The sequence below is a fragment of the Hafnia sp. CBA7124 genome, from assembly GCF_002355555.1.
Taxonomy (GTDB): Bacteria; Pseudomonadota; Gammaproteobacteria; order Enterobacterales; family Enterobacteriaceae; genus Hafnia; species Hafnia alvei.
This window is the reverse complement of record NZ_AP017469.1, coordinates 4,486,708-4,508,463: the sequence shown is the minus strand read 5'-3', so window position 1 is coordinate 4,508,463 and position 21,756 is coordinate 4,486,708. Positions and strand designations below refer to the sequence as shown.

Below are 21,756 nucleotides of genomic sequence, written 5' to 3'. Positions count from 1 at the left end.
CCCAAACTCCATCACGACATCCCTGTCGTGCCGGCTCTCCCAACCAAGACTTACACAAATAAGAAGATAAGAAGACAGACAAAGTATTTTTTGTCTTTTCCGTGTTAGATGGAATGCATTTTAGAGCCGCCAGCAGGGATGCTGGTGGCAGGTTGAGGGCGCACAGGACGTGCGCTCCGAGACCGGTCGGCCAAACGGCTCGGTAAAAAGCGCGCGAGTTGAGAGTCCCCGCGCAACGGGACTCTCATCGGACGCCTACGCCAACGGCTTCATAGAAATGCGAATGCTCACAGGCGTTCGAAACCTTACGTATATCTGTAATATTGAGATTGTCTTGTATGAGCTTCAGTACAGACATACTCGGCGTTCGAAACCTTACACTACTCCATAAAATCCCCGCCCCTACATGGCCCAAAAAATCACCGCCAATAACTGTGGCGACATAATCCTTAAGAACATCGCGAGTGGATAAACCGTCGCATAAGAGAGCGCTGCTGCGCCGCTAGTTGGATGTAGCCCGTTGGCGAAGGCCAACGCTGGAGGATCGGTCATCGAGCCAGCCAGCATGCCGCAGATGGTTAGATAGTTCATTTTCGCCATTGCGCGAGCGAGGATCCCCGCGGTGAGCAATGGAATTGCGGTAATTAATATTCCATAGCCAATCCACGACAAACCATCGCCATTAAGCAATGTATCAACGAAATTGCCACCAGACTTCAGACCGACCACGGATAAAAACAGTACGATGCCGAGTTCGCGCAGGGCAAGGTTGGCGCTAGGTGGCATAAACCAATACAGCTTACCAATACTGCCGATACGCCCTAAGATCAACGCGACCACTAGCGGGCCACCCGCCAAACCTAATTTCAATGCGGCAGGGAATCCGGGAATGAAAAGGGGAATGGATCCGAGTAAAACGCCGAGCCCAATGCCGATAAACACCGGCAGCATTTGAACCTGTTGCAGTTTCTGCTGGGCGTTGCCGACGATATCTGCCACGCGATCGATAGATTCGGGTCTTCCCACCAGATTCAAAATATCGCCAAACTGTAGGCTTGCATTGCTACTCGCGACCAACTCAACACCAGAGCGATTAAGGCGAGAGATCACCACGTCGTATTTCTGTTTTAAATTCAGATCGCGAATTTTTTTACCTAACACCTTCTCGTTCGTCACCACTACGCGACTCACTTGAAGCGCTGTACCGCGTGTAGACAGTGATGTATCGACCTGATCGCCAATGACTAAACGCGCGTTTTCTAAATCCTGTTTTTGCCCAACCAGATGGATAAGATCGCCTAACTCCAGCACCGTATCGGGCAGCGGCACCATCAGATGTTCGCCACGTTTTAAGCGTGAACAGACGATTTCATCACTGTTGATAATAGGGATGCTATGAATCGGCATTCCCGCCAGATTGGGGTTACGCACCGAGATGTTCATGGTTTGCAGCAGCTCATGCTTCAAGCCATTTTTAGCGTCAAAATCTCTGGCTTCAGCATCCACGCTGATACGAAATATCAAGCGTAGCAGCCACATCACCAGCAAAATGCCACATATCCCAAACGGGTAGGCCATGGCATAGCCCATGCCCATCTTATCGACTAGCGCAGGGTCGGAGCCTAAATCGGTCAGAATTTGTTGTCCGGCTCCAAGCGCGGGGGTATTGGTCACTGCGCCTGAAAATACGCCTAGTATCACGGGAAGAGGAACACCAAACAGTTTGTGGATCAGCGCCGTCACGATGCCGCTCAGCACCACCATCAGAACGGCGAAGCCGTTAAGCCTGAGTCCCGAAACGCGTAGCGAGGAGAAGAAGCCGGGGCCGACCTGAATCCCGATGGTATACACGAATAAAATCAGGCCGAATTCTTGGATGAAATGCAGCATATCGCCGTTGAGGTCGAGAGCGTACGTCTGAGCAAAATGGCCGACGATAATTCCGCCAAAAAGCACGCCCCCGATGCCTAAGCCAACACCATAAATGCGCCAATTGCCGATCCACAATCCCAGCACGGCAACGAGCGCCAGCAGACTAACCGTAAGGGCGATATCGCTCATCGTACACATCCTTGATTCTACTGCTAATAAAAGGCGGCATCGAACTCGCTCGCCGTTGATCAATGGTTAACATCTAGCTGCTTACAATTACTGTGGATTCTCGCAAAAGCAGCATCGCACATCTGTGGGGTAAGCCACATAACCGTAGTCATTATGAAACGATTCACCTATTACGTTTGTGTATTGGATGTTTTGTCGACCATTCAAGTCATCGTGATGATGTGTTTGACGTTTTCTGGCGATATGCAGAAGTATGCTTTGTGCCCAATGAGCTCTTTAAGATAACTTACTACTAGTTTTAGTGGTTATTATTTCTCTGTATGTGTATTTTTTTCGTTTGATTTAAAACTAAGCAATAACGGTCTGCGTGAATGGATTTTTACACGAGGGGTTGATATGGCATCGCGAGCAGAATTAGAAGAGTTTCAGCGTTGGTGGGATACAGAAGGCGATTGGGTTGAAGAGCCTAATGAGCGCCGCAAAGGTATGAGCGGCGTTCAGCGCATTGAACGTGATGGCAAAACGCTTTATGTAAAACGTCAGGTGATGCACCTATTCCACTCTCTTCGTTATCCATTTGGGCGTCCAACCATTGTGCGCGAAATTCAGGTGATCAACGAACTCTCTGCGGCAGGCGTGATTGTCCCCAAAATCGTATACGGTAAAGCGCTGCAAATTAATGGCGAGTGGCGCGCCCTACTTGTAACGGAAGACATGAAGGACTTTGTTTGTATTGGTGATTGGTATACGCAGAAACAGAATCAAGCCTGTGAGCCTGAAGTGATGAATGAACTTCTCAAGCAGATTGCCGTTGCCTTTAAAAAAATGCATAGCGTAAATCGGCAGCACGGTTGCTGCTATGTTCGGCATATCTATGTGAAAAGTCATGGGGACGTTGAGGCTGGATTTTTGGATCTTGAAAAGAGTCGCCGCCGTTGGGTGAGAGAAAAAGCGGTACAGCATGATTTTAAACAGTTAGAGAAATACTTAGAGCCGATCCCTCCTGAAGATTGGCTGCGTGTAAAAGAGCACTACTATTCTTTATAACGTATTCTTTAACGCCTCCTATTCTCCGCTGAAATATGGGCAGACTATCCTGCCCATCGGTGATTTATACGTCTAGTTTTTGACCGCAATCTGAGGGTTGACACAGTTTTCCTTCACCGTACCGTTTAACGCAGCAATCAGATTATCGACGGCGCAGGCCGCCATACCGTAGCGGGTTTCATGAGTGGCCGAGCCAATATGCGGCGCTAAAACCACATTTTTGAGTTTCATCAGCTCTGAATCATGAGGCAGCGGTTCACGCTCAAACACATCTAAGCCCGCCGCGAGGATGGTGCCGTCTTTTAGCGCTTCAATTAAGGCATCTTCATCAATAACAGGCCCGCGACCTGCATTGATTAAAATGGCGCTTTTTTTCATTTTGTCTAGCTGCGCACGTCCAATCATATGGTGAGTTTGTGACGTCAGCGGTAGCGTGATACAAACAAAATCAGATTGGGCCAGTAGCGTATCTAAATCGCAATGCTGCGCCTGATATTTTTGATTCGCCTCTGGGTTTGGGGTACGGGTGTTATAGAGCACTTTCATGCCAAAACCAAAGTGAGCGCGCTGCGCCAGCGCCATACCAATGCGCCCCATGCCAAGAATACCCACGGTTTTGTGGTGAACGTCTGTTCCGTAATGATCGGCCCCAAGGCTATCATTCCAGTGTCCGTCACGGATCCATGCATCTAATTCTGGAATGCGGCGCGCAGTTGCCAGCATCAGCCCCATTAACGTATCCGCGACGGTTTCTGTTAACACGGTGGGTGTATGCATCAGCAAGATGTTACGTCGGGTCATCTCGTCGACGTCAAAATTATCGTAGCCGACTGAAATGGTTGAAGCGGCTCGAAGCTTAGGCGCTTGTGCCAGTAGGTCAGCGTCAATACGCCCGCCAGAACCGATTAATCCTTCTGCGTTTTTTAACGCCTGTAAAAATGCAGGGAAGGTTTGATGAGAAAGCTCATCAAAGGCGGTCACGCTGAAGTGTTCATCGAGCTTTTGGCGCAGGTCAGCGGGTAGCGTTTTATAGAGAACGATGGCAGGTTTCATGTTTGCTCCTAGGAGATAGGCGTCGGATTGGCTGATAATTCAGGCTCTTTCATTTCAGCATAACAGCGAAAGATGCAAACAGGGTTCTGAATTGAGTCTTAATCACGATGAGTTTTAAGGATTCAACCAACAAAAAAGGGCGTTGCTAGAACAACGCCCTTTCTCATGGGAGGGGGAGAGTGAAATGGTTAACCCAAAAAACTCAGCAGCGCGGCACATAGCACGGCGGCAAATGCTGTCTGCGATGAGTGTCCGGCGGCGGTGGCGAGCTCAGCACCCTGCGAGATCAAGCTCAGTATCGAATCGATCATCATAACCTCCAAAAACTGTGCCGATGATCATACCGATCTGCGGTGTGCAGTAAAAGATCGGTATAGCCGTTTTTTTGTGCGCCAGATTGTATTTTTATTAACCAGATACAACATATTAACAAACCACTGATGATCGGCTAATGCTCACTCCATTCCCAACTCTTTTAGCTTACGTGTCAGGGTATTGCGCCCCCAACCGAGCAGCCGCGCGGCCTCTTGCTTATGGCCATGAGTATGGCGCAGCGCGGTCGTCAGCAGAATACGCTCCATTTCTGGCTGTGCCTCAGACAACAGATCCTGATGCCCAGATCGCAAGGCATGCTCTGCCCACTGAGCCAAAAGCGCAGACCAATGATCGGGCGAGGCGGTTCCGCTGGTGGATTCCGGTACGCTGGTTTCAAACAGTTCGCTTGGCAAATCTTGAACCAGCAACTCCTGCCCGGCGGCCATAACGGTAAGCCAGCGGCAGGTGTTTTCTAGCTGACGCACGTTGCCTGGCCACGGAAGACGAGTGAGCGCCAACTCGGTATCAGGGTGAAGAATTTTTGCTTCAACGCCTAATTCGGTGGCGGCCACTTTCAAAAAGTAACGCGCGAGGCGAGGGATATCTTCACGACGTTCGCGCAACGGAGGCAAGTGCACGCGAATAACGTTAAGGCGGTGGAATAAATCCTCACGGAATTTTCCTTCCTGCACCCGTTGTTCAAGGTTTTGATGCGTTGCGGCAATAATGCGTACATCGACTTTGACGGGAGCATATCCGCCAACGCGATAAAACTGACCGTCGGCTAACACGCGCAGCAAGCGTGTTTGCACATCGAGTGGCATATCACCGATTTCATCCAGAAACAGCGTGCCGCCGTCTGCCTGTTCAAAACGGCCCTGACGAATTTGATTAGCGCCGGTAAAGGCTCCTTTTTCGTGACCAAACAGCTCTGACTCAATGAGGTCTTTAGGGATGGCGGCCATATTCAGCGCAATAAACGGCGCTTTGCCTCGTGGGCTGTGGCGATGTAGCGCGTGCGCGACTAGCTCTTTACCCGTACCGGATTCACCGTTAATCAATACGCTGATTGAAGAACGCGAAAGTCGGCCAATAATGCGAAAAACATCCTGCATCGCCGGTGCTTCACCGATGATATCTGCCGCAGGATCGTTAATGGGTTCGCTGCGCGCTGGATGCTGCTGTTCCTGATAGTGGCTGATCGCCCGCTCTACAAGGGCGACCGCTTCATCGATATCGAAAGGCTTAGGCAAGTAATCAAAGGCACCTTGCTGATAGGCGCTCACCGCGGCATCTAAGTCTGAATGCGCTGTCATTATGATGACCGGAAGCATGGGGTGGCGCTGTTTTATCTGCTTAAGTAACGCTAAACCATCCATGCCGGGCATGCGGATATCGGATAACAAAACGTCCGGCGTTTGGCTGGCTAAAGCACTCAGCACCTCGTTTCCGTTCTCAAACGTGACGCAGCGCAAACTCGCGCCGGTCAGTGCACGTTCCAGCACCCAGCGGATGGAACTGTCATCATCAACGATCCAGACGATTCCCTGTTGCGTTGTCATAATCACCTCTGTTTACGGAAGGCCGCTTAGTAAATGTTGTAAATTACTTGCGAATAGGCAGATAAACCGAAAATTCGGTATGCCCCGGCCAGCTATTAAATTCAATTTTACCCTGATGTTGGTCGATGAGATTTCTGGCAATCGACAGGCCGAGTCCGGTACCGCCTTCGCGGCCACTGACCATCGGATAAAACAGGGTATCGTGCAGATGGGCGGGGATCCCCGGACCATCATCTTCAATATCAATACGCGCCGCTAAGCGATAGCGCTCGCCATGCAGTGTGAGCTGAAATGCGGTTCGAGTGCGCAACGTAATCGTACCTCCCGCGTTTCCTAGTGCCTGAAGCGCATTGCGAGTGATATTGAGCAGTACTTGTTCAATTTGTTCTGGATCGTGCTCAAGCTCCGGCAGGCTCGGATCGTAATCCCTAACCAGCGTGACGTTGTCGGGGCATTCGAGTGAAACCAGCTGGCAAACACGTTCTGCCACCTGATGAATGCTTTGTGTGACGTGTTGACCGGGGCGCTGAGGGCCTAACAGCCGATCGACCAGATTTCTTAGACGGTCTGCCTGCTCGATGATGACCTTGGTGTATTCGGTCAGCGAGGGATCGGGCAAGGCTTTAGCTAACAGCTGCGCAGCGCCGCGTAATCCACCAAGCGGGTTTTTAATCTCATGAGCTAATCCACGCACCAAATCGCGGGCGGCGACCTGCTGTGCATGCTGTAGCTGTTCTTGGCTGAGGCGGCGCTGGCTATCCATCGGAGAGAGTTCCAACAGGATAAAGTCATCACTCATGGGTTGTGCCGTGAGCGCCATAATATGAGCATGACCATCGATAACCAGCGTGACTTCATTATCGGTAAACCCCTGTCCAGCATGCAGGCTATCGTGCATCAGCCGAATATTGAGCGAGAAGTAGCCTAATAAGTCTGGGAGTGGAGTGCCAAATAACTTGCGAGAACTTTGAGCCAACAGCTGTTGCGCGGCTGGATTGGCGTAATGAACCGCCAGATTGCGATCAAGCAACAATACGCAGGTAATCAGTGAATTGAGAATTTGCCCGGAATCAGGCTGTTTACGTGCGGTTTGCGCATCGGTCATGGATTGGTCGGCCATATTGCGGGCTCCTGCACTGTTTTGGTGCAAATAAGATAAATGCACTTTAGCATGCTTTCAAAACCGTGGGATTTGGCGAATAAAAAATTTCTCCGCGGGTGCCCATCAGTTAGGTGCTCAAAAAAAGTGGAGAAAAAAACCCATCCGAAGATGGGTATAAAGTTTCCACGGCAACAAAAAATCGACGAACCAATTTGAATCTTTTTGCGGCACGCCATAAGACGTGCCAAGCACATGAGCGTGTTTTAGACGCCGGTTTTAGACGCTGTAGTACAGTTCAAACTCAACAGGATGCGGCGTCATGCGAACACGTTCCATCTCTTCCTGACGCAGTTTGATGTAAGCATCGATCGCGTCATTGGTGAACACGCCACCGCGGGTCAAGAATTCACGGTCAGCATCCAGACAGGCCAGCGCTTCGTCCAGAGAGCCCGCAACGGTTGGGATCTCTTTCGCTTCTTCTGGAGGCAGATCGTACAGGTTTTTATCCATCGCATCGCCAGGATGGATTTTGTTCACAATACCGTCCAAGCCTGCCATCAGCAGTGCCGCGAAGCACAGGTATGGGTTAGCCGCTGGATCTGGGAAGCGAACTTCAATACGGCGTCCTTTCGGGCTGGCGATCACTGGAATACGGATAGAGGCAGAACGGTTACGGGCAGAGTAAGCCAGCATAACTGGTGCTTCGTAGCCTGGAACCAAACGCTTGTAGGAGTTGGTGGTTGGGTTTGCCAGCGCGTTGATCGCTTTAGCATGTTTGATTACGCCGCCAATGTAGTACAGCGCCATTTCAGACAGGCCTGCGTATTTGTCGCCTGCGAACAGGTTAGTTCCGTTCTTAGACAGGGACATATGGCAGTGCATACCAGAACCGTTATCGCCAAACATTGGTTTTGGCATGAAGGTCGCGGTTTTGCCGAATGCGTGAGCCACGTTGTGAACCACGTATTTGTAAATCTGAATTTCGTCAGCTTTTTTGGTCATGGTATTGAAGCGGGTTGCCACTTCGTTCTGACCGGCGGTTGCAACTTCATGGTGATGAGCTTCAACCACTAAACCCATGTCTTCCATGGTCAGACACATGGTCGAGCGGATGTCCTGTGAAGAATCGACAGGAGGAACTGGGAAATAGCCGCCTTTCACCGCTGGACGATGGCCTTTGTTACCGCCTTCGTATTTGGTGCTGGAGTTCCATGCGCCTTCGATATCGTCAATGGCAACGTGGGAGCCACGAATGCTGCTGCCGAAACGAATGTCATCGAACAGGAAGAATTCTGGTTCAGGCCCAAACAGAACGGTGTCTGCGATGCCTGAAGAGCGCAGGTAATCTTCTGCACGCTTAGAGATGGAGCGTGGGTCGCGGTCATAGCCCTGCATGGTGCCTGGCTCAAGAATGTCGCAACGGATAATCAGAGTCGGTTCTTCAAAGAACGGATCCAGAACCGCAGTGCTTGCATCTGGCATCAGCACCATGTCGGATTCGTTGATACCTTTCCAGCCGCCGATAGAGGAGCCGTCAAACATTTTACCTTCTTCAAAGAAGTCGGCATTGACTTGATGAGCAGGGATCGTAACGTGCTGTTCTTTACCTTTCGTATCAGTAAAACGCAGGTCTACGAATTTGACTTCATGCTCATTCAGCATTGTTAATACGTGTTCAGCGGACATACTCTACTCCCGGTTGCCTAAGGTCGTCGTGGAACGAATCTGTATATATAAATGGTTTTTTCACCATAAATTTATACAAGCTAAAACCATGCCAACTTTACAAATCGCTCGGAAAGCGCATAATTGGCGTATCTGGTGATAGGAGACTATGCACCAGAATCGAATTCCGCACCAGAATGGTGCAGTGTAAGATTTCATATGCACCATTCCAGTGCAAATTGTTCATTCCCGCGCCGTTTGGCATCGTGAATAGGATCACAAACTCACCTTTTTACGGTTGTTTATAAGAGATGCTTGTGATCTTGTTTAGTCCCTCGCTTATTACGTGTACAATAGCGCGCTATTTCTAATGCCTGAGGCAAAGCTGTGATCGAAAATCTGCGTAACATCGCCATTATTGCGCACGTTGACCATGGGAAAACTACCCTGGTTGACAAGTTGCTACAACAATCCGGCACGTTCGGTGAACGTGAAGAAGCAACTGAACGCGTAATGGACTCCAACGATTTGGAGAAAGAGCGTGGGATTACCATCCTCGCGAAAAACACCGCCATTAATTGGAAAGACTACCGTATCAACATCGTGGATACCCCGGGGCATGCTGACTTCGGTGGCGAAGTTGAACGTGTAATGTCTATGGTTGACTCGGTACTGCTGGTTGTTGACGCAATGGATGGCCCTATGCCGCAGACCCGTTTCGTGACCAAAAAAGCATTTGCTAACGGTCTGAAACCAATTGTGGTTATCAACAAAGTTGACCGTCCGGGCGCACGTCCTGACTGGGTTGTCGATCAGGTCTTCGACCTGTTCGTTAACTTGGACGCAACCGACGAGCAGCTGGACTTCCCAATCGTTTACGCATCTGCGTTGAACGGTATCGCGGGTCTGGACCATAACGATATGGCCGACGACATGACTCCGCTGTATCAAGCGATTGTTGACCATGTATCTCCGCCACAAGTTGAAGCTGATGCACCTTTCCAGATGCAAATTTCTCAGCTGGACTACAACAACTACGTTGGCGTTATCGGTATCGGCCGTATCAAACGCGGTAAAATCAAACCTAACCAACAGGTTACTTTGATCGATAGCGAAGGCAAAACTCGTAACGGTAAAGTCGGTAAAGTTCTGACCCACATGGGTCTGGAGCGTATCGAAGCTGACGTTGCTGAAGCTGGCGACATCATCGCAATCACCGGTCTGGGTGAACTGAACATTTCCGACACCATTTGTGAAGTGGGTAATGTTGAAGCTCTGCCTGCGCTGAGCGTTGATGAACCAACTGTAACCATGTACTTCTGCGTAAACACCTCTCCGTTCTGCGGTAAAGAAGGTAAATACGTGACCTCCCGTCAGATCTTGGAGCGTCTGCAGAAAGAACTGGTACACAACGTTGCTCTGCGCGTTGAAGAAACTGAAGATGCTGACGCATTCCGCGTTTCAGGCCGTGGTGAACTTCACCTGTCGGTTCTGATCGAAAACATGCGTCGTGAAGGTTTCGAGCTGGCAGTATCTCGTCCTAAGGTTATCAACCGTAAGATTGATGGCCGTATGCAAGAACCGTTTGAAAACGTAACTCTGGATATCGAAGAGCAGCACCAGGGTTCAGTCATGCAAGCCATGGGTGAACGCAAGGGCGACGTTAAAAACATGGTTCCAGATGGCAAGGGTCGTATCCGTTTGGATTACATCATCCCTGCGCGTGGCCTGATCGGCTTCCGTACTGAATTCATGACTATGACTTCTGGTACTGGTCTGCTGTACTCCACCTTCAGCCATTACGACGATGTACGTCCAGGCGAAATCGGCCAGCGTCAGAACGGCGTGCTGATCTCTAACGGTCAGGGTAAAGCGGTTGCGTTTGCTCTGTTCGGTCTGCAGGATCGCGGTAAGCTGTTCTTGGGTCACGGTGCAGAAGTTTATGAAGGCCAGATCATCGGTATTCATACTCGTTCTAACGACCTGACCGTTAACTGCTTGACCGGTAAAAAACTGACCAACATGCGTGCGTCTGGTACTGATGAAGCAACGACTCTGGTTCCTGCGATTAAAATGTCTCTGGAACAGGCTCTGGAATTCATCGATGACGACGAATTGGTAGAAGTGACTCCGGTTTCTGTACGTATCCGTAAACGTCACCTGACTGAAAACGACCGTCGCCGCGCAGCTCGTGGCCCTAAAGAAGACTAATCTTCTTTAACGATTGTTTAAGTCTGATATGAGGGCACCTTTGGGTGCCCTTTTTTTATACCTAAAAATCAGATCCAGTTTTCATCATCTAGCGTTTCAGCTGTTTTTGCTGTCGCTGAGTTTTTTACCGGCGTTGTGGTTTGACCTTTAATTTGAAAGACGGCGACGGCCTGCGTTAGGGTTCCTGACAGATCCTCAACGTTCGCAGCTGTGGTTGCGACCTGCTCGACCAAGGCCGCATTTTGTTGAGTCACCTGATCCATCTGGGTGATGGCTACGCGTATTTGTTCGACACCGCGGCTTTGTTCTTCAGAGGCGTAAGAGATGCTGTCCATCATCGTGCTTGCCTTCGAGATAGCGCTGGTCATTTCCGCGATTGTTGACCCCGTTTTATCTGCCAGTTCCGCACCTTCTTGAATTTGGTAAGCAGATTCAGAAATGAGGCTGTTAATTTCTTTGGCTGACTGCGCAGAGCGTTGGGCAAGGTTACGCACCTCGCTGGCGACAACGGCAAACCCACGACCGGCTTCACCTGCGCGAGCGGCCTCCACGGCGGCATTCAGGGCTAAGATATTGGTTTGGAAAGCAATGCTATCGATGACGCTAATGATATCGCCCATCTTTTGCGCATTGGTTTTAATGGCATGCATTTTGGTGGTCATGTTTTTCATCTGCTGTTCGCCTTCATGAGCGATAGAGGCCGATGTTTGGATCATGGAAGAGGCTTGCACGGCGTTATCCGCGTTGAGCTTAACCGTAGACGATATCTGCTCCATGCTGGCGGCTGTTTCTGCCAGCGCGGATGCCTGCTCTTCCGTTCGGCTAGATAGGTCGGTGTTGCCTGCTGCAATTTCTTGAGTGCCAATATTAATGGATTCCACCCCATCGCGAATAGACGTCACGGTTTCAATCAGCTCATATTGCATCTCTTGCAGCGCGGCACATAACTTACCAATTTCATTATTGTTTTCAACTTCAATCGGGTGACGAAGATCGCCTTTACCAATTTGAGCAAAATAGCCGGATACCTTGTTCAATGGTTTCACCAAGATGCGATCCAACCAGAAGTAAGCAATGATAAATAGCACCACCACGGCGGCTAAAATAGCGCACATGATTTGAATGGAGAACGTGTAAGAGGCTGTGCTATCGGCACTCGCCTTGACCAGATTTTCCTGACGTAGGCTCACGTAGTTTGTGTACTGATCATCATATTCTTTACGCACCTTTAGGCGAGATTCTTGATGGCTTGTCATCGACTGTTGGAGCTGTTCTGGTGTGGTGAAATTTTCCAATAAGCCAATATTCGTCAACGCGCTTGAAACCTGATCCGCCTGCGCTTTCTCCATAATTCTACCGATTTCTGGTCGGCTCATGGTTATGCCAGGGATCTTCATAAACAAGTCAAAGTTAGTCTGCGAGGTTTGTAATTCTTGGCGCAGTGCTTTGACGACCTGAGGCACATTAACCGGCATATTATTGGTCAGTTGGATAACCGTGCTGTCGATAATCGAACGCAAGCGTAAGACGGCATCACGTGAATCAGAGAGCGCTTTTTGTTCGCTTGCGGTAACTTCCAGAAAGTTAACGTCCTCATCGTTCTGGTGAAGAAAATACATCCCGATTCCACTGGACGTAAATTGAAGTAAGGCAAATACGGCTAATAAAATGAGCAGTCCTGTTCTGATTGTTAGGTTTTTAAACATAATTTCCGGCCTTATTTGGGTAATAAATATGCGATGTTTGATTTTCTATCGGCGGAACTTAGAAAATTCTTATACCCACAGGGAAATAAAGGTTTTGCTGCTATTGAAATAGTCATACGTAGTGAGGAATTGTGATCTATGTCCAATTTTTGCGCGCTTAAGTAGGGAGTTCTACTATCAGGGTGTTGTGCAAAGCTTCAGAACAGCGGATTTTGAATGTTCTGTATTCGTTGCGGCGTTTAGAGACGGTGCCTATTTCAGCGCACGATTTCAGGTTAGAGTAAGAATTCACAAAAAATCAGGAGCGGCACATGTTGTACATCTTTGATTTAGGGAATGTGATTGTAGATATTGATTTTAAGCGCGTGCTCGGTGTTTGGAGCAAATATAGCGGTGTGCCGCTGGCAACGCTGTCCGAAAGGTTCAAAATGGGTGAAGTTTTCCAGCAGCATGAGCGTGGTACGATTACCGATGAAGAGTTCGCGCACAAACTCTGTGCTGAAATGGGAATAGCACTCAGCTTCGAACAGTTTGAGTTAGGCTGGCAGTCGGTATTTGTTGGTCTACGTCCAGAAGTCATTGAGCTGATGAAAAAGTTGCGTAGTTACGGTAATCGTGTGGTTGTGCTCTCCAACACTAACCGCCTACACAGCAACTATTGGCCAAAGCATTATCCTGAAGTGGAGGCTGCCAGCGATCATATGTACCTCTCTCAAGATCTTGGTATGCGCAAACCCGATGTGGAGATTTACCAGCACGTGCTGGCTCAGGAACATTGCCCAGCCAGCGATGCGGTATTCTTTGATGACAACGCTGAAAACGTTGCGGCCGCGGCGGCGTTGGGAATTAAGTCTATTCTCGTCACGGATAACCAAGTGGTGCCCGCGTATTTTGCCTAACCTATCTATGGGGTAGGTAATAAGAGGGGCAGGTAATGGGATAATTCGTTTTGTCCTTCGCATTTTTTTGCGCAACCCCAAGAAAACGTTAACATTAAAAGATGTTTAACCGCTCAGGCCGTAATGTCATGGTCTGAGCGTTGTTTTCAGGAGGGGGCATGACCCTTTTTTCTTGGCAGTCAGCAAAGTCTTGCGTCTCATTTGGGCGTCTCTTGTGGGCCAGAGTTAATCACGACCGAGTGAGCATGATGGCGGGCAGTCTGGCCTATGTTTCTTTGTTATCTCTGGTTCCTCTCGTCACGGTGGTTTTCTCTCTGTTTGCCGCTTTTCCCATGTTTGGCGAAGTTTCTGAACAGCTCAAACACTTTATTTTTACCAATTTCGTTCCCGCTGCCGGCGATGTCGTGCAGTCTTATATTGAACAGTTTGTCGCTAACTCCAGCAAGATGACCGCCGTGGGTGCCGTTGGGCTGATTGTCACGGCTCTGCTGGTGATATCCTCCGTTGACGGTGCGCTAAACCATATTTGGCGTAGCCGTACCCAGCGGCCAATCGTCTATTCATTTGCGATCTATTGGATGGTATTAACCCTTGGACCCATTTTAGTGGGGGCCAGCATGGCGATTAGCACCTATCTGCTTTCCATCCGCTGGCTGGCGATGACCGGTGTGTATTCGCTGGTGGATCAGGTACTGCGCATTTTTCCTCTCTTGCTCTCCTGCGCCAGTTTCTGGCTCATTTACTGCGTCGTGCCCACGCAGCGAGTTCCCGCCAGAGATGCGCTGATCGGCGCGGTGGTGGCGGGGCTATTGTTCGAGCTGGGTAAAAAAGGCTTTGGGCTATACGTCACGATGTTTCCATCGTATCAATTGATTTATGGCGTACTGGCCGTGATACCGATACTGTTTGTATGGGTCTACTGGAGTTGGTGCATTGTGTTATTAGGCGCAGAGATTACCGTCTCGCTCAGTGAATACCGCGCCATGCATCAGCGCGCAAAACGAGAAGAAAACCAGAGAATTCAAGCGACATCGCCAGAAAACGATAAGTAAGAGAAGAACTAAATGATAGCGTTAATTCAGAGAGTAACTCATGCCAGCGTTGTTGTTGAAGGCACAACCGTGGGCGAAATCGGCCCAGGCCTTCTGGTATTACTGGGCGTTGAAAAAGAAGATAACGAACAAAAAGCCCAACGGCTGCGTGACAAAGTATTGGGTTATCGCATTTTCAGCGATGAAAACGACAAGATGAATCTTAACGTTCAGCAAGCCGGTGGCAGCGTACTGGTGGTTTCCCAATTTACCTTAGCCGCAGACACCCAAAAAGGGATGCGACCGAGCTTTTCAGGTGGCGCCGCTCCCGATGAAGCAGAACGCCTGTATGAATACTTCGTGGGTCAGTGCCGTGAAACCGGCATCAACACGCAAACAGGGCAGTTTGCAGCCGATATGAAGGTTTCACTACTCAATGATGGGCCGGTCACTTTCTGGCTCCAGGTTTAGTGCGTTCTCCTCGTTGTAATGAGAAACCCAGCTAACATGAGAAACTGGTGGGCTCCTCCCCCTGTGAAGGGGGAGGTTGGGAGGGGGTTGTAACGCGAATGCTGTAAAACAGAGAGAGCAAGTTATGTATCACCTGCGAGTTCCGGTTACAGAGCAAGAGCTAAAAGATTATTACCAGTTTCGCTGGGAAATGCTGCGTAAGCCGCTGCATCAACCGGTGGGATCGGAGCGTGATGCCTATGATGCGATGGCGCACCATCAAATGGTGGTTGATGAGTCGGGTAAACCGGTTGCCATCGGGCGCTTATATATTAATGCCGATAATGAAGCCTCTATCCGCTTTCTGGCGGTTGATCCCACCGTACAGGCCAAAGGGTTAGGAACGCTGGTGGCGATGACGCTGGAGTCTGTAGCGCGTCAGGAAGGGGTTAAACGCGTGGTATGTAGCGCACGTGAAGATGCGGTGGAGTTTTTTGCCAAACTGGGTTTTGAAAATCAGGGGGAGATTACCGCGCCGCAAACTACGCCGGTGCGTCATTTCCTGATGATTAAACCGGTAGCAACGCTCGATGATATTTTGCATCGTCCCGATTGGTGCGCTCAGTTGCAAAAAGCATGGTACGAAAACATCCCACTCAGTGAAAAAATGGGTGTGCGTATCAGCCAATATACCGGCCAGCGTTTTGTGACCACCATGCCGGAGTCAGGCAATCAAAATCCGCATCAAACGCTGTTTGCAGGCAGTCTGTTTTCACTGGCAACGTTAACGGGCTGGGGGCTGATTTGGCTGCTGCTGCGTGAACGCCATTTAGGTGGAACCATTATTCTTGCCGATGCACATATACGCTATAGCGCACCGATTACCGGTCGGCCGCGAGCGGTTGCGGATCTCAGCTCCGTTAGCGGCGATCTGGACAGGCTTGCCCGTGGGCGCAAAGCTCGCGTTCAGCTTTCCGTGAATTTATATGGCGATGAGCATCCAGGTGCGGTGTTTGAAGGGACATATATGGTACTGCCTGCGACCGAAGATGATGATGAGGGCAGTATTCAGTAAGGTTTGGTGAATAGCAGCCCCATCCTAACCCTCCCCTTCGCAGGGGAGGGAACCGCTCGGTGATGCGTGGAATTTCTCCGAGCGGCTTCGACCAATGTGAAGGGCGGCCAAATTATGCCGCCTGCGGCATTCCGACCTGTTTGTTACGTAAAAATAGCACCACTAGCGTTAGCCAAATAATACCGCTCATCAGGTTAAATAGGCTGAACCAGCTATTACCGCCGAGCAGATAAGCGTGTTTGGTTAACTCAATGCCGACGGTAAAAATCAGCATGCTCAGCATACCCATTGCCGCCGATACGGTGCCTTTACTCATATCGCTGGAAAACAGCGTTAAACGATATAGCCCTGCGTTAGCGATTCCGATCCCGAAGGCGTAGATACTCAGCCCCGCCGTCATCCACAGATAGGCATGAGAAGCGTGTACCGTGGCAATCGCCGCGATTGCCAGTCCCAGCATCATTGGCCACGCACCAAGTTTAATCAGGGAACGAACGCTGCGAGTGCTGGTTAGCTTAGCCAGCGTAAAGTTGCCCAGAATCAACGCGCCAAACACCGGAACCTGTAGAAGTCCGTAGTCATAGCTGCTTAAACCTTCGCCGCTAATTATGATGACCGGAGACTGTGCGATCCAAGCTAACAGTGGCAAACTGGCAAAACCGGTCGCGAGCGCACCACACAGAAAATGGCGGTTCGATAGCACCTGTTTATAGTCCTGCCCCAGCGCTTTCAGCGACAGCTTTTCACCACGGCGCGTCGCGGTTTCAGGCATCGCACGCCACAATCCATAGAAAGAAAACGCGGCGAGTGCGGCAAACATCACAAACATCATTTGCCACGGCAAAATATGCACCCAAGCGGCACCGGCTAACGGCCCCAGCAAGGGAGCTATCAGGGCCACGTTCGCCATCAGTGCGGTGATTTTTATGCACACCGATTCTTCAAAAGACTCTTGAATAGCGGCATAGCCCACGGCACCGATAAAGCACAGGCTCACGCCCTGCAAGAAGCGCAGCAGCGTAAATTGTTCAATCGTCTGTGCCAGCAAAATGGCTAAACACATCACGACAAAATAGGCCACGCCCGCCAACATAACTGGACGACGCCCGATGCGGTCTGACAATGGCCCAAGCAGCCATTGCAGGAACATGCCGCCAGCCAGATAAGCGGTCATTGACGTTGGTACCCATTCTTGGCCAACGTTAAATTCTTGCACCACGGTCAACATACCGGGCTGGATCATGTCGTTGCCGATGTAGGTGGTGAATTCATACAGAACCAGACAAAGCGGAAACAGCAGCGCCTGTCGGCCCAATCGCCCTGCGGCGGAGAGAGACTTTTGCATATTTATTAGTTATTTGTTTATTCAGAAAAGGGAAAAAACCGGCGATGTGTCGGTGAACAGATTATGTTTTACGAACAACGTAAGGCTGAGTGGCTATTTTGCCGTCAATTATCACGCTTGGCAATCAGTGATGTGTCACTCAAAAATATAAATCACGATTAGCTTAGGCATTCTTCTGATTGCTGATGGAGGGGTCGGAAGGTTAACCTGTTTTTAACAAAAACACCGTCGGTGTTATACGGAATTCTGGTAAGGGCTTGGCGCAAAACATGAGTCAGAAAATCATTTGGATCGATAACTTACGCGCCACGGCTTGCCTCATGGTAGTGATGATCCATTCAACAACCTACTATGTCACCAGTGGGTTTAGCATTGGCCAAATAAATTGGGATGTCGCTAACCTCCTTAATTCGGCGTCTCGGGTATGTGTACCCTTATTTTTCATGATTTCTGGCTATCTGTTTTTTGGCGAGAAGTCGGCTCAAGGGCGGCATGTGCTGCATGTTTTGCGCTGTTTGCTTTTTTACAGCGCCCTAGGGCTGCTGTATATCAGTTTGCTGACACATATTAACCCGTGGCTTTCTATTCGATATTTCCTCGTGAAGCCGGTGTTTTATCACCTGTGGTTTTTCTATGCGATATTGGCCCTGTATATCATTTCCCCATTAATTAGCGTGCGTGCGGTGAGTGCGCGGTATTTGGCGATAGTAGTTGCCGTACTGGCGGTTATTGCCAACCCTAATTTGCCGCAATACAGCTATCAAGGAATTAAGCTGCTCCCGATTAATCTGCACATCTCTGGTGACATGTTTTACTACCTGCTTTATGCGTTGATGGGCCGATCTCTGGGGATGTTACATACCGAGCTGCGACGTGTATCTTGGAGTGCGGCGCTAATTTTTATCGGGTGTGTGGTCGCAATTGCATTTTCCACCTACCGCCAAACACAGCACAACGGCGGATTTGCTGATACTTACTACATGTACTGCGGGCCACTGGTATTTATAGCGAGTTGTGCCATTTTTCTATTCTTTAAGAATAACTTTAATCACACTCAATCTCGATGGATGGCGTTTATTTCACGTCATTCGTTGGCAATTTATGGCTTCCATGCCTTTTTTATCCACTTCATTCGCACCCATCATTTAGACGCACGCAGCTGGCCGCTGGTGGATATTTTCATGGTGTTTTTCTTCGCGCTGGCGGGAAGTTTATTGTGCAGTTGGGTGTTAGGAAAAATCGATAGAAAAGGCTGGGTTTCATAGCGATCCCCCATCCTCACACTGGTGAGAATGGGGCTAAAGTGGCACCGGTTACTTCTCTAAAAAATGAAGTTTCCACGACGCCAAGGTTCTTGGCATCATTTTCTCGTCCTTATTTTTTGAGCTGTAATAGCGCATGGCCAGTTGGCCATTTTTGTCTGGCACAATCAAACCTGCCCACATATCGCCTTCTGGCGTGTACATGATAATAGCGGCTTTATTATTTGATGCGCCACGCACCCACATCGAAACGACTCGTGCGCCAATGTTGTCGAGATCTTCACTATAAATATAGACGTTCGCGGTATCGACAAAGCGCTGGTAATCAACACCCACAAGCTCACGAAATTGCTGGTCGCGAGCGGCTTCCGTAATAATGCCAATGGATAACAACGAAGGCTTTGGACGAGGGTCCTTGGTAGCTTTTGTATATTTCCCATCGATGAATACGCCATCAGGCATAGACATTCTGCATCCCCAGTCGGCATTGCTATGAATTTGCAGCGAGCCATCCTTTTTAGGAATCAGTAGCAGTTTACAACTGCTGGTATCCGTCACGCGATCGACGATACCGATGCCGTAAAGCTTACGGGCTTCAGCGGTATATTCATCACCGTTCATACCTGTCCAGGCATGGATATCAATGTTAAAACCCCATTCGTTATTGCGACTGAACTGAACGGTGCCCCCGCTCATATTACCCGCGCTGAGATTCCACCACTGCCCATCCCATTGGAAGTTAGTATCGGCATCCGAAAGGGTGCTGATACCCTCATAATAAGCGCGCTCGATACAATTATCGCTGGTGCACTTTTCGAGCGATTTTTCCCAGTTTTCGTACTGGCTATGCACTTTCAGCGAATCTTCTTTAACCAGCATGGCACGATAAATAATGGTCATCGTGGTGTCTAGCCAATGCAGGCCATCGTTACTACAGATGGTATTTTCCAGCGGCGTGGTTGCACGCTGGCAGTTGACTGCCATGGCTTGGCTACTGGTTAAGCCAACGAGCAGAACCCAGAGAAACTTAATTAATGTGTTTCTAACACACATATTAAAACCTAATAAGAGTAAATCGGATTAATCACCGCCAGTATATTTGGCAAAACATTAACCAACAAATTATTTATCATCTTTGTGTTTATTTTTTGCGCTTAAGATTTTTCTAACTCATGTCGCTTTTAATAAATGTTCTTTCTTTTATTGCTTGAGGATGTCATGAGAATAGAAAGTAATAATTTTGCTTACTTATCAACTGAACTTATATCTCAGAATCAAAACGAAATGACACGGAAGCCGCTCGGGATCCAGCGAGCAAGCGGACATGAATGTCCACAAACTGGGGTATGGCGGATGATGAACTCATCTTCACATCCTGTTCTAAATATCCGAAAAGGCACCGTTATGCCTTACTATCAAGGCTCGCCCGTCAATTGGCAGTTAGCTGACTACATCTTGAGTGACGAGATCGACTGATAGCGTGTTCCCGCCGCTTTGATTTTAACGCCAATTCATTTTGGGCTGACTTTAAAGCGGCGGTTTTAGTTAGAGTTGGCTAAGATTTTTCTTATCAAGTTACTGTTTTATGCACCAATGTTTCGTTATCCAATATTGTCACCAAAGCGATCGCGATAATCCTTCGGCGTCATGCTGTATCCCTTCTTAAATACTGAATAGAAATATTGCAGCGACGGATACCCGCACATCTGAGAAATTTCATTGATCGATAGCGAGGTGGCGATTAAGAGATTGCGTGCGCGATCCAACTTTTCTTCATGGATTACGGCATGAATGGTTTGCCCTGTTTCATCTTTAAACCGCTTCTCTAGATTTGAACGAGACATGCCCACGGCATCCAAAACTTGCTCAACCTTGATCCCTTCACAGGCATGGTGACGAATAAAATGCATGGCTTGAATGACGGACGGATCGCTTAGCGAGCGGAAATCGGTCGATCTCCGTTCAACGACTTTTATCGGCGGAACTAAAACACGTTGAGGTACTGACGGCTTTCCGCTAGATAGCAGCTGGTGCAGCATTTTAGCTGCGCGATAACCCATCTGGCGTGTGCCCTGTGCGACCGACGAAAGTGCCACGCGCGACAAATATCGCGTGAGCTCTTCGTTATCGATACCGATAACGCTGATTTTTTCAGGCACGGCAATATCAAGATGCTCGCATACCTGTAACAGATGGCGAGCACGCGCATCGGTAACGGCAATAATCCCCGTCTGTGGCGGCAGCGTTTGCACCCAGTCAGCTAGCCGGTTCTGTGCGTATTGCCAGTTATCTGGCGTGGTTTCCATTCCTTGATACACCACGCCTTGGTATTGCTCTTTAGCAACCAACTGGCGGAAAGAATACTCTCGCTCCTGCGCCCATCGTTTATCACTGTTGGTTGGCAGGCCATAAAAAGCGAAGCGATTGATGCCTTTTTCTTTGAGATGCAAAAATGCGCTTTCGACCAGCGCATGGTTATCGGTGGCGATGTAAGAAACCGGTGGATAGTCTTCTTCACGATGATAAGAGCCGCCGACGCCGACAATCGGCACTTCGAGATGGCTTAACAACGCTTCGATTTCACGGTCGTCAAAATCGGCAATCACGCCATCGCCTAGCCAATCTTTAATATTGTCGATACGGCAACGAAAGTCTTCTTCGATGAAAATATCCCAATCACACTGAGAAGCCTGTAAATACTCACCCACACCTTCCACCACCTGACGGTCATACGCCTTGTTGGCATTGAATAACAATGTAATGCGATAGCGTTTGGCGAACATGTCTACCTCATTTTATATTTTTTAGGAGACCAAATGATTGAAAACATCCATTTTCCTTCATTATGTATAGATAAATAATAGAATAAATGCATTAATTGTGATTAATATCACGTTAGTTATTTTTCATAAGTGGAAAAGCAAAACTCGGAATATCTCTAGAGATAAATTAGCATTATTTTAGCATCATAA

General features: G+C 49.0%; 17 protein-coding genes. 7 read left to right on the top strand and 10 right to left on the bottom strand.

What is annotated here, in order from left to right; all coding sequences use genetic code 11:
- Positions 1 to 402 precede the first annotated feature (402 nt).
- Positions 403 to 2,061: a putative transporter gene (locus CPY98_RS20450; RefSeq protein ID WP_096388680.1), complete on the bottom strand. Its 1,659-nt coding sequence runs from the start codon at positions 2,059 to 2,061 to the stop codon at positions 403 to 405.
- Between the two features lie 396 nt (positions 2,062 to 2,457).
- Here CPY98_RS20450 and inaA point away from each other — a divergent pair, with 396 nt between their 5' ends.
- Positions 2,458 to 3,108: a lipopolysaccharide kinase InaA gene (gene inaA / locus CPY98_RS20445; protein WP_046449648.1), complete on the top strand. Its 651-nt coding sequence runs from the start codon at positions 2,458 to 2,460 to the stop codon at positions 3,106 to 3,108.
- A 72-nt stretch (positions 3,109 to 3,180) separates the two neighbouring features.
- On the opposite strand, the gene ghrB is transcribed toward inaA, so the two are convergent.
- The 5 genes from ghrB to glnA form a co-directional block, all read right to left on the bottom strand.
- Positions 3,181 to 4,161, bottom strand: a complete 981-nt coding sequence (gene ghrB / locus CPY98_RS20440) for a glyoxylate/hydroxypyruvate reductase GhrB (RefSeq protein ID WP_046449623.1) — start codon at positions 4,159 to 4,161, stop codon at positions 3,181 to 3,183.
- Between the two features lie 188 nt (positions 4,162 to 4,349).
- A complete protein-coding gene (locus CPY98_RS20890) occupies positions 4,350 to 4,472 on the bottom strand; it encodes a YshB family small membrane protein (protein ID WP_147288302.1) in 123 nt (40 codons plus the stop codon).
- A 144-nt stretch (positions 4,473 to 4,616) separates the two neighbouring features.
- Positions 4,617 to 6,038 carry a nitrogen regulation protein NR(I) gene (gene glnG / locus CPY98_RS20435; RefSeq protein WP_096388679.1) on the bottom strand — a complete coding sequence of 474 codons (1,422 nt, stop codon included), beginning with the start codon at positions 6,036 to 6,038 and terminating at the stop codon, positions 4,617 to 4,619.
- A gap of 43 nt (positions 6,039 to 6,081) precedes the next feature.
- A complete protein-coding gene (gene glnL, locus CPY98_RS20430) occupies positions 6,082 to 7,143 on the bottom strand; it encodes a nitrogen regulation protein NR(II) (RefSeq protein WP_025799737.1) in 1,062 nt (353 codons plus the stop codon).
- A gap of 273 nt (positions 7,144 to 7,416) precedes the next feature.
- Entirely contained in the window at positions 7,417 to 8,826 is a 1,410-nt protein-coding gene (gene glnA / locus CPY98_RS20425) for a glutamate--ammonia ligase (RefSeq protein WP_025799736.1), read from the bottom strand.
- Positions 8,827 to 9,192: 366 nt separating this feature from the next.
- On the opposite strand from glnA, the gene typA reads away from it, so the two are divergent.
- The gene (gene typA, locus CPY98_RS20415; RefSeq protein ID WP_025799735.1) at positions 9,193 to 11,016 is read left to right on the top strand and encodes a ribosome-dependent GTPase TypA; all 1,824 of its coding nucleotides are present in this window, start codon (positions 9,193 to 9,195) and stop codon (positions 11,014 to 11,016) included.
- Between the two features lie 68 nt (positions 11,017 to 11,084).
- Here the strand turns inward: typA and CPY98_RS20410 are convergent, their stop codons facing one another.
- Positions 11,085 to 12,722, bottom strand: a complete 1,638-nt coding sequence (locus CPY98_RS20410) for a methyl-accepting chemotaxis protein (protein ID WP_025799734.1) — start codon at positions 12,720 to 12,722, stop codon at positions 11,085 to 11,087.
- Positions 12,723 to 13,033: 311 nt separating this feature from the next.
- On the opposite strand from CPY98_RS20410, the gene yihX reads away from it, so the two are divergent.
- The 4 genes from yihX to fabY all read left to right on the top strand — a co-directional run bounded on the left by yihX (position 13,034) and on the right by fabY (position 16,177).
- Positions 13,034 to 13,621, top strand: coding sequence for a glucose-1-phosphatase (gene yihX, locus CPY98_RS20405; protein ID WP_025799732.1), 588 nt, complete (start codon positions 13,034 to 13,036; stop codon positions 13,619 to 13,621).
- A gap of 158 nt (positions 13,622 to 13,779) precedes the next feature.
- Positions 13,780 to 14,673, top strand: coding sequence for a virulence factor BrkB family protein (locus CPY98_RS20400; RefSeq protein WP_096388678.1), 894 nt, complete (start codon positions 13,780 to 13,782; stop codon positions 14,671 to 14,673).
- A gap of 12 nt (positions 14,674 to 14,685) precedes the next feature.
- Positions 14,686 to 15,123, top strand: coding sequence for a D-aminoacyl-tRNA deacylase (dtd, locus tag CPY98_RS20395; protein WP_025799727.1), 438 nt, complete (start codon positions 14,686 to 14,688; stop codon positions 15,121 to 15,123).
- A 124-nt stretch (positions 15,124 to 15,247) separates the two neighbouring features.
- A complete protein-coding gene (fabY, locus tag CPY98_RS20390; RefSeq protein ID WP_040044547.1) occupies positions 15,248 to 16,177 on the top strand; it encodes a fatty acid biosynthesis protein FabY in 930 nt (309 codons plus the stop codon).
- 112 nt (positions 16,178 to 16,289) lie between these two features.
- Here fabY and CPY98_RS20385 read toward each other — a convergent pair whose 3' ends face one another.
- The gene (locus CPY98_RS20385; protein WP_043489888.1) at positions 16,290 to 17,522 is read right to left on the bottom strand and encodes an MFS transporter; all 1,233 of its coding nucleotides are present in this window, start codon (positions 17,520 to 17,522) and stop codon (positions 16,290 to 16,292) included.
- A 269-nt stretch (positions 17,523 to 17,791) separates the two neighbouring features.
- Here CPY98_RS20385 and CPY98_RS20380 point away from each other — a divergent pair, with 269 nt between their 5' ends.
- The gene (locus CPY98_RS20380; protein WP_043489887.1) at positions 17,792 to 18,787 is read left to right on the top strand and encodes an acyltransferase; all 996 of its coding nucleotides are present in this window, start codon (positions 17,792 to 17,794) and stop codon (positions 18,785 to 18,787) included.
- Between the two features lie 48 nt (positions 18,788 to 18,835).
- Here the strand turns inward: CPY98_RS20380 and CPY98_RS20375 are convergent, their stop codons facing one another.
- Together CPY98_RS20375 and xylR are read right to left on the bottom strand one after the other, a co-directional pair.
- Entirely contained in the window at positions 18,836 to 19,837 is a 1,002-nt protein-coding gene (locus tag CPY98_RS20375; RefSeq protein ID WP_043489885.1) for a lysozyme inhibitor LprI family protein, read from the bottom strand.
- Between the two features lie 548 nt (positions 19,838 to 20,385).
- Positions 20,386 to 21,567 carry a D-xylose utilization transcriptional activator XylR gene (xylR, locus tag CPY98_RS20370; protein WP_025799717.1) on the bottom strand — a complete coding sequence of 394 codons (1,182 nt, stop codon included), beginning with the start codon at positions 21,565 to 21,567 and terminating at the stop codon, positions 20,386 to 20,388.
- Positions 21,568 to 21,756: the final 189 nt, after the last annotated feature.

Bases quoted from the DNA above. Each gene is read 5' to 3' on its own strand.
- CPY98_RS20450 (WP_096388680.1), bottom strand. From the start codon at position 2,061: ATGAGCGATATCGCCCTTACGGTTAGTCTGCTGGCGCTCGTTGCCGTG.
- inaA (WP_046449648.1), top strand. From the start codon at position 2,458: ATGGCATCGCGAGCAGAATTAGAAGAGTTTCAGCGTTGGTGGGATACA.
- ghrB (WP_046449623.1), bottom strand. From the start codon at position 4,161: ATGAAACCTGCCATCGTTCTCTATAAAACGCTACCCGCTGACCTGCGC.
- CPY98_RS20890 (WP_147288302.1), bottom strand. From the start codon at position 4,472: ATGATCGATTCGATACTGAGCTTGATCTCGCAGGGTGCTGAGCTCGCC.
- glnG (WP_096388679.1), bottom strand. From the start codon at position 6,038: ATGACAACGCAACAGGGAATCGTCTGGATCGTTGATGATGACAGTTCC.
- glnL (WP_025799737.1), bottom strand. From the start codon at position 7,143: ATGACCGATGCGCAAACCGCACGTAAACAGCCTGATTCCGGGCAAATT.
- glnA (WP_025799736.1), bottom strand. From the start codon at position 8,826: ATGTCCGCTGAACACGTATTAACAATGCTGAATGAGCATGAAGTCAAA.
- CPY98_RS20410 (WP_025799734.1), bottom strand. From the start codon at position 12,722: ATGTTTAAAAACCTAACAATCAGAACAGGACTGCTCATTTTATTAGCC.
- yihX (WP_025799732.1), top strand. From the start codon at position 13,034: ATGTTGTACATCTTTGATTTAGGGAATGTGATTGTAGATATTGATTTT.
- CPY98_RS20400 (WP_096388678.1), top strand. From the start codon at position 13,780: ATGACCCTTTTTTCTTGGCAGTCAGCAAAGTCTTGCGTCTCATTTGGG.
- dtd (WP_025799727.1), top strand. From the start codon at position 14,686: ATGATAGCGTTAATTCAGAGAGTAACTCATGCCAGCGTTGTTGTTGAA.
- fabY (WP_040044547.1), top strand. From the start codon at position 15,248: ATGTATCACCTGCGAGTTCCGGTTACAGAGCAAGAGCTAAAAGATTAT.
- CPY98_RS20385 (WP_043489888.1), bottom strand. From the start codon at position 17,522: ATGCAAAAGTCTCTCTCCGCCGCAGGGCGATTGGGCCGACAGGCGCTG.
- CPY98_RS20380 (WP_043489887.1), top strand. From the start codon at position 17,792: ATGAGTCAGAAAATCATTTGGATCGATAACTTACGCGCCACGGCTTGC.
- CPY98_RS20375 (WP_043489885.1), bottom strand. From the start codon at position 19,837: ATGTGTGTTAGAAACACATTAATTAAGTTTCTCTGGGTTCTGCTCGTT.
- xylR (WP_025799717.1), bottom strand. From the start codon at position 21,567: ATGTTCGCCAAACGCTATCGCATTACATTGTTATTCAATGCCAACAAG.